The organism is Desulfitobacterium sp. LBE, from assembly GCF_007830365.1.
In the GTDB taxonomy this organism is placed as follows: domain Bacteria; phylum Bacillota; class Desulfitobacteriia; order Desulfitobacteriales; family Desulfitobacteriaceae; genus Desulfitobacterium; species Desulfitobacterium hafniense.
Genome location: NZ_VLKD01000001.1, coordinates 4,355,145 through 4,370,697, shown reverse-complemented (window position 1 = coordinate 4,370,697; position 15,553 = coordinate 4,355,145). Strand labels below are relative to the sequence as shown.

General features: G+C 41.3%; 16 protein-coding genes. 3 read left to right on the top strand and 13 right to left on the bottom strand.

The genetic code is table 11. The features are described 5' to 3' along the window. Positions 1-221: 221 nt before the first annotated feature. The 5 genes from DESLBE_RS26680 to DESLBE_RS20530 form a co-directional block, all read right to left on the bottom strand. A complete protein-coding gene (locus DESLBE_RS26680) occupies positions 222-380 on the bottom strand; it encodes a hypothetical protein (protein WP_172625471.1) in 159 nt (52 codons plus the stop codon). Between the two features lie 427 nt (positions 381-807). Beyond that, positions 808-1,914, bottom strand: coding sequence for a UDP-galactopyranose mutase (glf, locus tag DESLBE_RS20545; protein WP_144678116.1), 1,107 nt, complete (start codon positions 1,912-1,914; stop codon positions 808-810). 29 nt (positions 1,915-1,943) lie between these two features. Continuing rightward, a complete protein-coding gene (locus DESLBE_RS20540) occupies positions 1,944-2,723 on the bottom strand; it encodes a radical SAM protein (protein ID WP_144678115.1) in 780 nt (259 codons plus the stop codon). After that, positions 2,720-4,162, bottom strand: a complete 1,443-nt coding sequence (locus DESLBE_RS20535) for a flippase (protein WP_144678114.1) — start codon at positions 4,160-4,162, stop codon at positions 2,720-2,722. Before DESLBE_RS20535 ends, DESLBE_RS20540 begins: the two co-directional genes overlap by 4 nt. A 6-nt stretch (positions 4,163-4,168) precedes the next feature. Beyond that, on the bottom strand, positions 4,169-6,121 hold the full coding sequence (locus DESLBE_RS20530) for a pyruvate formate lyase family protein (protein ID WP_144678113.1): 1,953 nt from the start codon (positions 6,119-6,121) through the stop codon (positions 4,169-4,171). 278 nt (positions 6,122-6,399) lie between these two features. Between DESLBE_RS20530 and DESLBE_RS20525 the strand changes: the two genes are divergently transcribed. From DESLBE_RS20525 to DESLBE_RS20515, 3 genes are all read left to right on the top strand, one after another. Then, positions 6,400-6,687, top strand: a complete 288-nt coding sequence (locus DESLBE_RS20525) for a transposase (RefSeq protein ID WP_144678112.1) — start codon at positions 6,400-6,402, stop codon at positions 6,685-6,687. A 71-nt stretch (positions 6,688-6,758) separates the two neighbouring features. After that, a complete protein-coding gene (locus tag DESLBE_RS20520) occupies positions 6,759-7,154 on the top strand; it encodes an IS3 family transposase (RefSeq protein WP_144678111.1) in 396 nt (131 codons plus the stop codon). Beyond that, a complete protein-coding gene (locus DESLBE_RS20515) occupies positions 7,123-7,578 on the top strand; it encodes a DDE-type integrase/transposase/recombinase (protein ID WP_172625470.1) in 456 nt (151 codons plus the stop codon). Before DESLBE_RS20520 ends, DESLBE_RS20515 begins: the two co-directional genes overlap by 32 nt. Positions 7,579-7,795: 217 nt before the next feature. On the opposite strand, the gene DESLBE_RS20510 is transcribed toward DESLBE_RS20515, so the two are convergent. The 8 genes from DESLBE_RS20510 to DESLBE_RS20480 all read right to left on the bottom strand — a co-directional run bounded on the left by DESLBE_RS20510 (position 7,796) and on the right by DESLBE_RS20480 (position 15,537). Continuing rightward, a complete protein-coding gene (locus tag DESLBE_RS20510; RefSeq protein WP_144678109.1) occupies positions 7,796-8,806 on the bottom strand; it encodes a glycosyltransferase family 2 protein in 1,011 nt (336 codons plus the stop codon). A gap of 21 nt (positions 8,807-8,827) precedes the next feature. Continuing rightward, positions 8,828-10,048: a Coenzyme F420 hydrogenase/dehydrogenase, beta subunit C-terminal domain gene (locus DESLBE_RS20505; protein ID WP_144678108.1), complete on the bottom strand. Its 1,221-nt coding sequence runs from the start codon at positions 10,046-10,048 to the stop codon at positions 8,828-8,830. 306 nt (positions 10,049-10,354) lie between these two features. Beyond that, a complete protein-coding gene (locus DESLBE_RS20500) occupies positions 10,355-11,431 on the bottom strand; it encodes a polysaccharide pyruvyl transferase family protein (protein ID WP_282433900.1) in 1,077 nt (358 codons plus the stop codon). Beyond that, on the bottom strand, positions 11,412-12,662 hold the full coding sequence (locus DESLBE_RS20495; protein ID WP_144678106.1) for a hypothetical protein: 1,251 nt from the start codon (positions 12,660-12,662) through the stop codon (positions 11,412-11,414). Before DESLBE_RS20495 ends, DESLBE_RS20500 begins: the two co-directional genes overlap by 20 nt. A 97-nt stretch (positions 12,663-12,759) precedes the next feature. Beyond that, positions 12,760-14,019 carry a glycosyltransferase family 4 protein gene (locus DESLBE_RS20490; RefSeq protein WP_144678105.1) on the bottom strand — a complete coding sequence of 420 codons (1,260 nt, stop codon included), beginning with the start codon at positions 14,017-14,019 and terminating at the stop codon, positions 12,760-12,762. 389 nt (positions 14,020-14,408) lie between these two features. Continuing rightward, positions 14,409-14,579, bottom strand: coding sequence for a hypothetical protein (locus DESLBE_RS26675; RefSeq protein ID WP_172625469.1), 171 nt, complete (start codon positions 14,577-14,579; stop codon positions 14,409-14,411). A 208-nt stretch (positions 14,580-14,787) separates the two neighbouring features. Then, entirely contained in the window at positions 14,788-15,084 is a 297-nt protein-coding gene (locus DESLBE_RS20485) for a hypothetical protein (RefSeq protein WP_144678104.1), read from the bottom strand. A gap of 213 nt (positions 15,085-15,297) precedes the next feature. Further along, entirely contained in the window at positions 15,298-15,537 is a 240-nt protein-coding gene (locus DESLBE_RS20480) for a hypothetical protein (protein ID WP_144678103.1), read from the bottom strand. Positions 15,538-15,553 lie beyond the last annotated feature (16 nt).

Sequence of the window (15,553 nt, the reverse complement as noted above, 5' to 3'; positions counted from 1 at the left end):
ATCCATGTTTGGGGTTAAAATCCTACCGCCTCTTATAAATGGCAAAATCAATTTTTTCTGTTTGAATATACCCAATAATATTGAAGTATTTAACTAACACTTGTTTCTTGCATATATCGCTGAGATTTTGCAGTTTTTGGAGTGTTGAGCGCTCTATTTTAATACGTGTCTTTACAATTCGAAAACGCTTATGAATTGGGTAAAGAAACTTATTGTTTAAATCAAATATAAAAGCTATTTTCTTTTAATTCTTTAGCATCGCATATTCCATCATTGATAAATTTTGAAACACCAAATACGCTTTCAATTTCTTCATCATTTTCTACTCCGATGACTTCCTTATCGGATATATGCATTTCCACGCAGGTTAAGAAAGCCAATTCATGGAAGATCACTTTTTCATAAATACCTTTATTTGAAGTTGGGCTAATAAAAACAAAAAGTTTTTGATTCTCTACATTTAGATATTTTAATAAACTAGATGCATTCCGAACACCAATTTGTTCCTATCTTTTCCAAATGCTCATCATACCAGTCTTTAAGACGCCCTTTTTCCCCATAAAGTGCCTTTTTCTTAAACATTTCCTTAATCAATGAAGCTATCCTCCAGCTCTTTCATTTTTGCTACTACAATTGATTTATTTCCTACCATAATACTTTTCCATGCATCTTCATTTCCTAACACTTGAATTAACCAGAGCGACATCCTGCTCCTTCGCTAAACATATCACTTCATAATCGTCAAGATTTGCCCCCAAATATGTGGGAACCAATGTATCAGGCCTCCGGTCAGTAAAACACCCATATTTAAAATTCTCCTAATCGCAACACTTTTGAAGCCAGGGCTAAGGCTGATTTAATAGTAACATCCATATCGTAATACTTATATTCACCAAGACGTCCGCCGAAAAATACTTTTGACTTTTGAGCCGCCAATTTGCGATACTCTTCATATAAAGCGCTATTCTTCGTATCATTTATCGGATAATAAGGTTCGTCACCGCGCTTCCAAGAGGCACTGTATTCGCGGCTGATTACCGTCTTTGGCTGCGTGTCAAACTCAAAGTGCTTGTGTTCAATAATCCTTGTAAAGGGTGTTTCCCTGTCCGTGTAATTGACCACAGCGTTGCCCTGGTAGTTATTCGTATCCAGCACCTTCGTTTCAAAGCGAACACTACGGTATTCCAGCTCGCCCAATTTATATCCAAAATAGGCATCGATCTGTCCGGTGTAAACCACTTTTTCCGCTAACGCATCCATCTCAGCTTTCTTCCCAAGATAGTCGGTATTAAGCCTGATTTCCGCGCCTTTAAGCATTTTCTCAATGATTGCGGTATATCCTCCAAGGGGAATACCCTGATAACGATCATTAAAGTAATTGTTATCGTAAGTGAACCGTACCGGCAGTCGGCGAATGATAAATGCAGGCAGTTCCGTGCAGGGGCGACCCCACTGCTTTTCCGTGTAGCCCTTAATCAGCTTTTCGTAGATGTCCCGGCCAACAAGCGAAATAGCCTGCTCTTCGAGATTTTGCGGCTCATCGGTTATTTCTGCCCTTTGCTCTTCTATTATTGCTTTCGCCTCGTCCGGGGTCTTTATCCCCCACATTTTGCTGAAGGTATTCATGTTAAAGGGCAGATTGTAAATCTCACCATGGTAATCGGCAATGGGGCTGTTTACATAGTTATTGAACTCGGCAAATCGGTTTATATAATCCCAGATGGATTTGTCCGAGGTGTGGAAAATATGTGCGCCATACTGATGGACGTTGATGCCGTCAACAGCGTGGGTATAGATGTTTCCGCCGATATGGTCTCGCTTGTCTACGACAAGGACCGACTTACCGCGCTTTATTGCTTCATGCGCTATTACCGCGCCGTACAGACCAGCACCGATGATTAAGAAGTTATACATGTTTTCACAACCCTTTCAGATCACAATTGTTATATTTTGAGAACTTTTCCGTTCAATCCATTCGTTTTTAAAATTTCAACAAATGCTTCCATAGACTCCACCAAGGGCTTTTTGTATTCCGGAGGTTGTTGGCCCAATTTCTCGTACTTTGCTTTCCCTAGGTTATGTGCTTCTAATATCTCTACTGCGCCTGGTTTGTATATAGCCATCAATGACGCAATTTCACCCAAATTGTCTTCGTCGTCTGTAAACCCAGGAATGAACGGAATGCGTATTGTGACATGCGCTGGATCAATTTGTGTGAAAAGAGTCTTCAAGTTATCGAAATATCGTTGCAGATTTCCACTTAAAACCGCCTTGCATTTTTCGGCATCAGAAATAATTTTGCAATCTACCATCCACTCGTCGATGTATCTGGTGGCGATTTCCAACAATGCAGGGGGAACGAAAAGAGAAGTCTCCACACATTGATTAATACCTTTAACCTTCAAACTTGATAATAATGGCTCAATCTCTTTAGCGCGAAGAAGCGGCTCCCCGCCGGAATATGTTGCGCCACCGCCGTTTTCATAATATGGTGAGTCTTTGAGGATTATCTGCTCAATCTCACCAAGTCCCTTATATTCCCCAAAAGTCATGATATTGCCATTGCCAACCGTGACTTCCTGAATCACAGGCGAAATTGTCTCAGGATTCGCACACCAGGGGCAATGCAACGAACAACCTTTAAAAAATACGGTTGTGCGTATACCGGGGCCGTCATGAAGGCAAAACCTCTGAATATCTGTAACCAATACTCTATCACTCACGTGTGTCGCCTCACTTTTTGCAGCATTTGCTTACAGATTTCTAAAAAGAATGAATCCCTTAATATCAAAAGACTTACTGCGTATACTGCGCTTCCAGCGACAAAGAGAACACCCGTCGCCCATATTGTCGATGGGAAAAATCCCCTTGCCCACCATAACAGCGCCGTCATCAAAACAGCAGCAGCAAGGTACTTCGGCATAGGCGCAACAACATCCTTGATAGGGAATGTTTTTCTCACATAAATCAATTGTATAACCGCAATTGCTATCTCAGCGACCACGGAAGCAAGTGCCGCACCCAAAGCAGCCATACGCGGAATCAGCAACAAGTTCAAAACAACATTGATTCCAGCTCCCGCAATAACTGTGGCGGTAAAAACATTTTGCAAGCCCACAGGTATTAGATACTGGACGCCTGTAACATTGTTGATTCCGATGCCAATCAGCAAGAAGGAGAATACAGATATCAAGACCGGGACCTCGTCCCACCCCGGGCCATAAAACCATCCGCAAAACTGGCTCGCCAGTGCAATTATCCCACCAATCAAAGGCAACGCAAGCAGCCAAACAAAGCGGTAACTCCGGAATATGATTCTTTTAATAGCGTCAATATCTTTTGCCGCATAAGCGGCCGCAATACGTGGGATACAGACCACTCCAAGGGATGTAACTAAGGTAAGCGCTGTTTTTACAATTTTTTCAGACTGTTCGTAATATCCGTTTTGAACTGCCGTATCAGTAAAGAGGCCAATCATTGTTTTGTCAAGAACGGTATAAACGCTGACGGCGATAGTTGGAAAAAACAAGGTGGTGATTGTCTTTGTGTCCCTAAACGGGTTGATCTTTCCTATTCCTGAAAAGCTAATTAATCCACGCAGATATGGAAATAATGATATGTTGCCGATAAACTGGGAACCCGCTAGTATTCCTGCGTATAAAGCTATATCTTTCGGAGATTTTACAAGGATAAAAATGAGTACCATTCCCAATAGCTTTACTGCGACATTTCTCATGACGGTTCTCTTGAACTGCTCCAATCCCATAAAGAACCACGAAATGTCAAACGCCACGGCAATCAGCAAAATACCTTGCATACAATATACCGACATATTTTGAGGGGTAAAAATAATGAGATAACCAAAATAGGCAATTGTACAGACTGATGTAAAAATCACCCGGAGTAATAGAACTTCGAAGAAAACCTGGCTTCGCTGTGCTTTATCTTCTCGCACGTATGCAATTTGACGCTGGCCATACAAGGCCGTGCCAAATGCAGCAAATAATATGAAATAGGTTACAATGGAGTTGGTAAAGCTATAAACCCCAACACTTTCGGCTCCAAGGACGCGGGATACGTATGGGGTCGTTATAAGTGGAACCAGTATTGCGATAATCTGATATGTCAGATTATAAAGATAATTCTTTTTTATTGATGGCAAAAGTCTTTACCTGCTTTCCGCTGCAAGAGCACGTTCTATCAAGACATCTTTATAGCTATCCGGCAAATCCTTGAAATATGCGGAAAAGCCCCATACACGGACAACCAAATCCGGGAAAGCTTTGGGATTCTTCCTGGCTTCAGTAAGTGTCTTTGCTGATACGACGTTCATTTGCATTTGGAAATAACCTCGCTTTTGACTGAGCATTAGAAAATCCACAAATTTATCGTAGTTATTTTTTGTGAAATTCGGAGAAACAAAGAAGTCTACCACATTGCCGTTAAATTTATTACCGCTGTAATCCAGCCCGGAGGCAAAAGAAACAAGTTCAGTAGGTGCCAACCCCGATGCGCCGGAAATATGGACAGCCAACGGCTCTCCAACATCTCTCCCGTCAAAGGATGCGCCCGTTGTTTTTCCTGAATCAATATAAGAAGGCGAAGAAAGACCAAATTTTGCTTTACCACCCAAGTTCGTGCGAAAATCAGCGATTTCAGTACTTACGACCACTTTGATTTTTTCCGTAAGTTCAGTTGCCCCTTCTAGATCATGTCCGAAAATAGCATTTTCTTTTAACTCCTTAGCCCATTCAGCAGAAAAGCCTTCTACCCTTTTTGAATTTAATTCAGATAAGCTTAATTCTTTACTGTCAAACACAAGATTTTTGATGTTTTGCAATGAATTAACCGCATTCGCCATGCCAACGGTCGTAATACCCACCCCGTTGTACTTACATCCCCCTTCAGAGATGTCTTTGGACGGATCGTCTAAATCCATGAACAATGACAACAGCGGTGCTTCCACAAAGGGTTTGGCCTGAGAAAGCGCAAACACATTCTGAACTTCGTTGCTTAAGCTTTTAGCATAGGCGGAAAACAGATCGTCAAACAATGTTATATCGCTCAGTTTTTCCTTATCGAAAACAGCAAGTAGTGGCTTAAGCAAATTCAGTGAGGCCGCATTGTTCGCATCAGAACTTTTACCAACCATCAGCGGCTCCCAACAAGCGCTTGTCCCATATTTATAGGCATCTTCTTTGTCATATCCAAACGCAATCAGCTGGGGAATAACCACATCATCATTGGTAAAAAGCGGCGCGCCGCAACCGGTAGCTATGCTATCCAGCGAAAGTTCATATAATCGCCGCGGCGTATTTTTGTTCACCCGCAGTAGAATTTTGGGATCAGGCAACACAAGTTCTTTGGAAAGCTCCAAGAAAAGCTCAGTTAGATCATTATGGACATAGCCACCCTTACCATCATCTCCCCCGAGAATGATAATCTGCCCTGTATCCCCCACTAACACCTGGCTTTTGTACCAGTAATATTCATGCAACGCTTTAAGGAAATCCCGCAGTAAATCCTTTGCTGCCGCTCGAGTCAGTGTCCCATCTGAAACGCCCTCCGTGTAATACGGTTCAAGTATACTATCTAGATGACCAAGTCCGTTAAGCCGGTGTCCGGCTTGCCAAATAAGACTATTTGCGAAAAGAATCCGTTGCAAAGCCTCACGGAAATCCGAAGCCGGTTTTGTTTGCATATTGGTCAATTGCGCGGCAATAATTGCCTTGTCCGGGTGGTTACTATGCTCAACAGCTTTTTGCAGTTTCGTTGCATAAGCTATCACCCCATCGAGTACCCGACGGCGTTTTTCTACTGATGGGTTGATATCGCTTGGACACAGTTCTTTCAGCCCATATTTCAGAATTCGCTCATAGGCCGGTGTATTGTTGCTAACTATCTTTTTCCCTCGCGCCCATATGATTTTCCAGGGATCAATAGAGTAAACAAACCTACTATCTTGATTAATATAAATTCGGGAAGTGCGGAGAATTTTACATATGTTTCCCGTTATATCGGAGCTAGTATAAACCCATATGCCGATTAATGCACGAAGATACTCGGAAGCAGGAATGCGTTTTGACATTCTTAACAGTTTGTTTAAGTATTTATTTGACATTGTTAAATAACCCTTTCTTGCTTATTCCCTAATTTATTAAAAGATGTACCATAATTCCTCCCACGATAAATATTTAAACTCATAATTTTTTATTTACTCACTTTAACGCTTCAGCCACTCCATTATGCAATATCAAGATATTTATATGTTACCAAAGAGTCTCCCAAATCAAGGCATCTCAATGTTCGGAGAAAAAGATTTGGAGTGATATCATTTTAGTTGAGTCAGAAAACTCGTAATTCTGGAAACAATAGCCATTAGAGAAAGAAGGTATCCAGATGCGAGTTTATGACAGAGATTTCAAAGAAGAAGCCATCAAGTTATCCTACGAGATCGGACCCACAAAAGCTTCAGAGCAATTAGGGGTTCCTATCACAACACTATACACATGGCGTGGCAAGGTTAAAAAACATGGTGCTATAGCCTTTGTCGGCAGCGGCCATCCCCGATTAGACCCTAAAACCGCGGAAATGAGAGCATTGGAAAAGAAGATCAAAGAACTGGAATCAGCCCATGATATTCTGAAAAAAGCGCTTGGTTTTTTCGCAGAGAGCCAAAAGAAGTAGCGGCACGAGACCTCTTTAAGTTTATAAGGGTGCAACAGGTTAAAGAATCAACCAAGCATAGCACTAAAGAAATGTGTAAGGTTTTAAAGGTTAGTGAAGCCGGCTATTATCAATGGCTTAAGCATCAGAACCGCCCCTATAAATATCATGACCTTTTGGCTAAGATCCGTGAGATTCGTGCAAAGAATCCAGACTATGGAGCGTATAGAATCTATTTGGATTTGAAGTTGTTCTATGGCTATACCGGGAGCTATTATTTGGTACTTAAGCTTTGCAAAGAGCATCATCTCATGCTTAAGAAAACGTTCCATGCTCAAGGAATTACCAAGGCAGATCCTGCAGCCCAAGCCAGCGAAAACCTAATTAAACAGGATTTTACCGCTTCATCGCCCAATAAAAAATGGCTGGGGGATAATTCCTACAGCAGACGGCAAGTTGTATTTAGCTGCCATATTGGATTGTTTTGACGGAACCATCGTAGGGTTAAAAATGGCGGAGCATATGAGAGCTGAGCTTTGTATGGATGCGTTTACTTCAGCGGCTAAGACGTATCAGGCGTATGGTATGATTTTCCACAGTGATAGGGGCAGTCAGTCTACCAGCAAGATTTACCGTGATATGTTAGCCGCCCATGGAGCGATACAGAGCATGAGTCATACCGGAAGATGCTTTGATAACGCCAGAATGGAATCTTTTTTCGCCACGTTGAAGAAGGAACGGATCTATAAGATTAGAACCGAAACCATGAAGATGGAAACTGTAAAGAGCATAGTGTTTAGGTTTATAGAGAGTTATTACAACCGAAGAAGGATTTACACGACGAACGAAGGGTATCCTCCGCTCGTCAAGCGTTCTCTCTATTACAGAGATCAGCTAAGCAAGGCGGTGTAGAACCGGGTAATCAAGGCCTTGCTCCGAAAGAATGTCGCAAGACCTCCTTCCAGTCTGGTAAAAAAGGAGTTCGTCAAGGTCAGGTCGTATTTTTCAGCAAAAAGCCGCTGAAAAATCTCCACCTTACCCTTGACTTCACCGGGGGACGCAGGATAGGTATTTGCCGGATTTACGAGTTTCGGGACTAAACTAAATTTGATAATTCCAATTCCTTTCATTAGTAAAATTTGACTCGCTTACGAATAACGGATGATATGCCATAAATCCCAGGGCTATATCCAAGCTTTCTAAAAAAGCGAACGAAACCCCGCTTGGCAATCGCCTTGTAAAAACACGGATACGTATCTTTGAGCCATATGTCAAATGACTTTATTTCAAGCGCATAAGCAACTGCTTGCTCAAACTCAAACTTAAGCCCGATTGTAAAACGTGCGGCAACAGATTGTACCAGCCTTTTATATATGTAATGCTTATGAAAAGAAGGAATACGCGAATCTTTCTGTATCTTATCATAAAACGATAGCAATGTGGTCAGTACCGTCAAATGATCATTTCGGTGTTTATACCAACCTTGCGCAGATATACTTTGTCCGACTTGGGCTATACGGTACATATACACATACTGGTTAACGAACAAAACAGTATTGATATATGGAATTGGGAGCAGCACCAACTCCATGTCTACATAAAAACAATTTTCGTCTATCACAATACCATAAGTTTTTAATATATCTGTCTTAATAGTAAAAGCGTGCATAGGGTAGAAAATGTCATCTCCCGCCTGGTCAAATGGTATGATAATATTACAAGGATTTTGAAATACATGGATTGCCTTGTGCTCTTTTGTATTCGTATTTACCTCATGATACCGACTGACGACTAGGTCGGCGTCAGAAGATAAAAGTTCCCTGATGAATTCATCAAATTCCTCCGAATTTACCCAGTCATCACCATCGATCACTTTAAAATATTTACCGTTGGCGTGCTGGATTCCAACATTAATCGTGGAGCCATGCCCTCCATTTTTCTTAGAAATGATAAAAATCGTATCAGGATATTGCTCCGCATACTTTTGAGCAAATTGCGCGGTGCCATCTTGAGACCCATCGTCTACAACAATGATTTCGAGCACGTCCAGATTGGAAATCCTTATCATGGAATCAAGCGTTTCGGAGAGATAACGCTCCACATTATATGCAGGCACTACAACTGTTAATATCTTATCCATGCATATTATCCTCCTAAATTCTTATAAAGAATCCTTTCTACGAGTAAAGAATCTTAAGGTTTTTTTTATTTGCTTTTTCATGGCACGCGGAACTGATGCTTTTAGTAAAATCAGCGTGATTTTGGGAAGGGATGGGCGAAGATACCTGCGGGTAATCGCTTCAAAGTCCAAGATATCAATGTCCGCGTAGATCAGATCACGGTCTGCAGGCTTTTGAGCCGATCTATATAAATTGGTATTCATATTCGATGCGTTTTCAAAAGTAGAGTTGAGAGATTCAATTTTCCCAGATATACTCTTAAACAGTTCAGTGCCCTTGGAGGTGTTCACCAGCACAAGAGAAACACCGCATGCATCGTAAAACTCCGGATGGAATCTTTCGATCCCCCAATAGTCGGCGGCTGTGATATCTCCTGTACGCTTCTTTGTGGCATAATGGCACGCATAGCAAGAGGAACGATAGGTTCGTGCCTCCAAAAAACTTGACATATACGGATCCAACGCAGCAATAGGTTCTCGCACAAAAATATGTTCACCTTTTTTCATGCGGACACGCAGCCCCATGCCCCAACCATTTTTTCCTTTATGGCGAAACTCATAAGAGAAGATCTTGCTTTTATATTTTTTTTCGAGCCACATGAGATATTTTGCGAACAACTTCGGACTTGGTGCCCCATGGCACACCAGATCAATGGCCAGCAGATTAGGATAATCTCTTCCCAAGTAAGAACGCAACCCTGCTATTTGGCAGGGGCACCCTGTGTATAAAACGATGCGTCCGCCATCCAGGAGTTGTTTGCTTTGCACGTATGTATCTCCGGTGTCACTCTGTACATATTTGGAACCTCGCATTGGATATGTGCCAGCTATGTCCTGGGAAGCGGTATGGATAGCATGCATGCCCTTATCAAACACACAGCCGAACACAACTCCGTTTCTATCCAGTACAGACTGGGCAAGCGCAGTGAATATACCGCCAGAGGAGCTTTTGAGTAGCACTGTGCGATCCCTAAGCTTGGCGGCGTAAACAAGGGGAGCTGGAAATGCGTTGGGAGGGATTGTCAAAAAGGTCTGCGGGCAACGCTGGAAACATAGCCCACAATTTATACATGCGCTCTCATCCGCGAAAGGATAGAGGAATCCTTCAGCATCCGCTTTCATAGTAATACAGTGTTTGGGACAGATATGTTCGCAAGCCCTGCAACCGGTGCAATCTGTCTTGTTTACTTCATCAACACGCATATTCTTTCCCCCTTTTCCTTAATGATGCTATGCTTGTTTCAAAACATCTGCACTCCACACAGAAGCCTTTCATATCCATACGGAGTTGGAAGCTTTGTTCTAACCAACAAAAGGGACTGCCTTTAGACCATTCTAGATACTGTTCGAATATAGTTGTTTTCAGAGCATCTATGGCTGCATTCCCCGTAACATGCTGCCCTGCTACACACAAGATGATTTACAATTGCTTGGTCTCATTCTTAGTTCCCGGATTAATGGGTACATTTGACCGCTTCAGGGCAATGCTAAAAAACAGTATAGCCTTTTTTACTCTTTCCCCCTGCAATGCTTGGCTAGTTCACTTTTAATCATATCCTTAGAGTGTAAAATTAGCTTATCCAAAAGTTGATGCGCTTTTGTATAATCAGGCCGTCTAGTGGCTATAGAAAAATCTGTATCCGACTGCACAATTCTATCCTTCATATTGGTTAGAGAAAGAAAGTCTTCAATTCTTTCAGCGTTGCTTTTAGGCATTATAACAGCAAACTCCTTGGAGAAAATATGAGAGAATACTGTCGCATGAAACGAACTGGTAATAATAAATTTTGCATGGTATATTAAATTAACAAAATCAATGGGAGCATCGTTATAGATTTGAATATCATTATGGCATTTATTTAAAAAGCTACCGATAAGGATAACCTTGCATCCATACAATCTTTTTAGGTACATTACATACTGATTCAGCAACTTGCTTTTCTCCACAAGATAAACCACGATATAATCGCCATAAGGGTTAGAAGTACAAAATTTCAACCAGTCCTGCCGCTCAACTAACAAAACAGGATCACATACAAAATCAATATTTTGAAGGCCCGCATCCGTTAAAAAGATTTTTGATGCGCGTTCTCTCACGGAAATATAGCTAAAAACGTTAAGCTTATTTTTGTACCATCCCTTAAGCTCCATATTCTCATTTTTCTCATGCCTTTCGCCAAGGCTGGCAGCATATGCAATCTTCGGCTTATTCCTCACAAAAGAAAGATAGAAAGCAGGATCCCTTCCACAAGGGTATCCCGTATTCCAAATTTGATCGCTCCCGGTGATATAGACATCAGCTTGAGGACAATCAGTTTCCAGCTCGCTGAGAGACGAATACCATCGATCCGTGCAAACAAGATAACGTTCTTTAAACATTTGAAAAGACCTCCGCTTGCTTTTGTACTGCCTGCCCATGAATATACGTTTGAGAAAATTTCTGACTATATGTCCTTCATTGGCCACATACTTAGGGTTGTATTCGATGATTTGGGTGTCGTACCCTAAGCTGCGGATGAATTGCTGCAATGCATATGCTTGAAGGGACGATCCACAATTTAACGAATTATGTAAAGTGATTGTCAAAACTTTCAATGTACTTCCTCCTAAATATTAAGCACCTGCTACCCATGCTCTTCTTTTTCAAAAATGGAATCGTAGCATCACGATGTGAAATAAAAACAGCAAAAACCATATATATAGGCATCAAAAAAATACTAGATGTGGAAAGCAACATAAAAAAAACAACGAGCATCACTTTTTGCGAAGTATTCGCAATTTTGAAACATACGAACCAATAAAGAAGATATATTACAAATCCAACCAGTCCGCAAGACACCAACACATACGATAGTGCATTCATATACTCGTTGGTTGTCTCAATATTCCCATTATAGATGGAGAACAAGGAGTGATCTGTAACATAGTCCACATAGTTGCCGAACCCAATCCCAAATATTTGATTCACAAGATCGAATTGGCGAAAATAGTCCAATCCACGCAAAAGACGAAGGCTTCCAGTTGTTGAGTCTTGTACTCCGATTGTAGATAGCCGGTAAAGAAACATATCAAGAACATTTGTCTTTTGGATGATAAACCAGCCAACAGCTAGTAAGAAGGTGAAGGTCAGAAGCAATTTAAGAGAGTTTAATCTGTAAAGACTGCTTTTGTACAAATAGATTGTCCAAACTATAGTCGCGATTACCAACCCATTGGAAGACAAGGAAAATAGAATCGCTATAGTAATGATAACTGCTGCCTTAAAATGAGGTTTTTCTTTTTGGTCAAATGGAAACAGGGCCAGCACAAGACCAACAGCTGTATATTGAGCAAAGTGTGCGACCTCTAGGAAAATAGATGAAGGTCGGTAAGCTAAGAAATAATAACTTTGCAAATATTCTGCGTAGTTTACTATACTGTAATTTAAATTCGTGTTGGGAATTATCAAAAATGTCCCTACATTAAACAGTCTATGGTAAATCGCTTGTATAATTAGAATTAAGGATACAAAAATAGATAAGTTTCGAATAAATCTCGCCCCAAAGAGGATGTTGAAATAGTCCCGCGAATAGCAAATAAAAATCAGTGCATAGAGAATGATTCGGGCATATTTAGAAATATACTCATAAATAGGGAAACTATCTAAAGACATGGAAACAAAAAGTGAAACAAGAAAAGAATAGGCTAAAAACAATATATATAAATTTAATTTATAACCTTTTCGAGTAATTATTGTATCAATCATTACACATAGCGTAACTGTTACTAAAAGCAAATCGCCCCATCCGACCGGAGGTATGCTGTAATAGATATTCAAAATGGGACTCAAAACAATGGCAACAGTAAAGATAGTTGAAAGGAGCGAATTTCTGCGTATATGTGTGCGATAATTGATTGAATTCTTGCAAAAATGCCTATTTGATTCTATCATAAACGTCAAATAACCGCCTTTCCATCTCAGCCCAACTAAACTCGCGGTCGTATAGACGTTGCATAGTGACGGACATAGTTGCCCATTCCTCTTTCCGATCAATAAGCTTGAGCAACGCTACTTTGATATCCTGTTTGTTTGCCGATTGAGCAATCTCTCCAATATCATACATAGACACATACTCATCCATTCCAGTATTCCGGATCATAATCAGAGGCTTGCCCAGCATTAAAGCTTCACAAAATTTATTTGGAGCAGCATAATAATGGTTTGGAATTTCCGGATCATACAGTGCGGGAAGAATATCACATTTTGATTCCAAAGAAAGAGTTTGCTCATAAGAAAGCTGTCCGTAAAAAAATATATTTGGGAAGTTAACCGACAGCGATGCTATCGTTTGTGCATCCAGTCCATAACCTGCGCAATGTAATTCAATACCATCAATTTCAGAAATAATCTCAGCCAATTTCACAATCGGTCTTTCAGCGTTAAGTAGTCCTACATATCCAACCCTGATCAACCCCTGTGTATCGAGTTGAATTTGATCTTTACAGCAATTAATCTCGACTTTAGGCGGTGTATTGTATATAATTTCAAGAAGTTTCGGAGAAGCTTTTCTGATTTGCTCTCGGCGCTTTTCCGAACAGATAATCACTGCATCGGCGCTGTTTATCACACAAATGTCTATGCTCTCCACAATCCCTCTCAAAAGCTTCAGCGGGCCACGAAAAGTATGGCTGTCCACATAATAATCGAAAATATCATATACCAGCTTTTTCCCATATCTACGTGCAATTTTTTCCCCCACATACGCAGTTTGAAAATTACACGCATGTATGACATCATATTGATCTCTTCTCTTTTTAAGAAAACGGTACAGGCGGATCTGGAATTTCAAAAGCGGAAATATATTTTTCAAAAAGCCACCACCGTAAACAGATTCTTCGTGAATAAAGGCACCTATGTAATTGCGGTGTGCATCCAAGGGTTTCTTGGTTTCGATCGGAGCCGTCTTTGTTCTTCCCCATGCCACACAAAATACATCAAATCCGTGCTCTATTAGAGTCTTAATCTCTTTTTGCGGCCTTGAATCTAAAGGATAATTGCAATCACAATACATTATGCGTTTGCCTGGTAATTTTACTAAATTATGCGATATATTATCCACATTAACCACGCAACTTTCTAAATAAAAAATAATCATCTTTAGCGAGCCAGATCCAAATTCTATAAACGCAATCAATATTCAGTATCCTACTTAAAGCAGGGAGCTCCAGTTCTAATTCACAGGCCTTATGCAGTTGATTGCCATTTATAGGCTATTCAAAACCTCGACAATAAACAAAAATTATTTCGCAAATCTCTAAAAAAGACTAGACGTTTCCGCCCCCATAATCGCGTAGGACGTATTCAGGTTCTTTCGGGTGAGAACATCGCTCAAAGTGCCTTTCATCGGCTTTTTTCTTGGCCGTTTCAGTGGCTCCGGCTTTCCTTGGTTAGGCTTGCTCAACTACAGGAAAAACATAGATACTAGACTGACTGTTGGCGATATGATCGTCTTAGACGATACTAAAATTGAGCATCTTAACTTTAAAAAGATTCCCGTTCTTTGTTTGCTCTTCGACAGTAGCGTTACCCATAATATCGTTTGGCTTTGGCAAAGGCTTCTTCGTTGACGGTAACCCGTGGTCCCCGTTTGAGTGTGGTCTTGACCTCAAAGTATTTCTTGTACTGCGACTCATGCTCCAACCTTCTGCGGCCAAACTCCAGCTCCTGCCGTAACCCAATCAACTTGCGATCCAAGGGCTTTTCCATCCTCGGCAACTTGGTCGATGTTGTAATAATAGTGCAGGCAGAAGCGTCTGGGTGCGTTGATTGTATCGCCTTTATAGGAGCGGTTCGTTGAGTTCGCACTTCTCATTGTAGTGTTCAAACGTGCGAAAGCGGTCAAAGAGCCCATCCAATTCTTTGCGGATGAAAGACAGGGACATCTTGGCCGAAATCTAAAATTTCAAATGTACTTTGAACAGCGCGTTGATGCTGCGTCATTGTAAAATCCTCGGTCCATCACAAGCTTGACCTTGGGGTAGCCGTGTATAGAGAACTCCGCCAGCAGATTCATGGTGATCTTTGTTTCCAGGCAACTTGCGGTAGTAAAACGGAGGTTAGACGTTTGGCCAAAGACCAGCGCCAAGTTCAATGATGCCAGAGGGTCCCCTTCTTTATTTTTTCCGTAGTGGGCTTGACGCAACCCTTCCGAATAGCTGGAAATGGACGTGATATCATAGGCCCAGAGCTCCTTGTCCATTCGCCGTTTCCCTTGCAAACGAAAGAACTGGCTTTTAGACTCTTCTGTAATGGAAGCCAAGATTTCGCTGTAGCGTTGGGAGAAGATGTTTTGCCATAAGGATGCTTATGTAAATGGCTCCATTTTTCAAAGCGATAGAGGGTTTTTTGTCCTCAAGGATTAAGTAATAGACAATCGATAATGTTTGTTTCTCTATCCCTGGAAAGCATTGCTTCAAATCGTGTGCAATGCCGAGTTTTCCCCAATGGCATCGAAAAGATAAGTGGTTCGAAAGAACTTCCCTGCCGTTTGATGGGAGGGAACCGGCCCTCTTTTTACAGCGACAGTAGTCTCTTGATTTTTCCGGCCTCTGCCGCCTATGGGGAGGATTTCCCCCGTATCCGGGTCTACCCGGCCAATAAATGTACGTTTAGCACGCGATTGTTTCTTTGTCCTAATACGAAACAGATTCATAGGCGTAGGTAATCCC

Excerpts from the sequence above, each read along its gene's own strand:
- DESLBE_RS20520 (WP_144678111.1), top strand. The coding sequence starts at position 6,759 with ATGTGTAAGGTTTTAAAGGTTAGTGAAGCCGGCTATTATCAATGGCTT.
- glf (WP_144678116.1), bottom strand. The coding sequence starts at position 1,914 with ATGTATAACTTCTTAATCATCGGTGCTGGTCTGTACGGCGCGGTAATA.
- DESLBE_RS20510 (WP_144678109.1), bottom strand. The coding sequence starts at position 8,806 with ATGGATAAGATATTAACAGTTGTAGTGCCTGCATATAATGTGGAGCGT.
- DESLBE_RS20485 (WP_144678104.1), bottom strand. The coding sequence starts at position 15,084 with ATGGACAAGGAGCTCTGGGCCTATGATATCACGTCCATTTCCAGCTAT.
- DESLBE_RS20480 (WP_144678103.1), bottom strand. The coding sequence starts at position 15,537 with ATGAATCTGTTTCGTATTAGGACAAAGAAACAATCGCGTGCTAAACGT.
- DESLBE_RS20530 (WP_144678113.1), bottom strand. The coding sequence starts at position 6,121 with ATGTCAAATAAATACTTAAACAAACTGTTAAGAATGTCAAAACGCATT.
- DESLBE_RS20505 (WP_144678108.1), bottom strand. The coding sequence starts at position 10,048 with ATGCGTGTTGATGAAGTAAACAAGACAGATTGCACCGGTTGCAGGGCT.
- DESLBE_RS20525 (WP_144678112.1), top strand. The coding sequence starts at position 6,400 with ATGCGAGTTTATGACAGAGATTTCAAAGAAGAAGCCATCAAGTTATCC.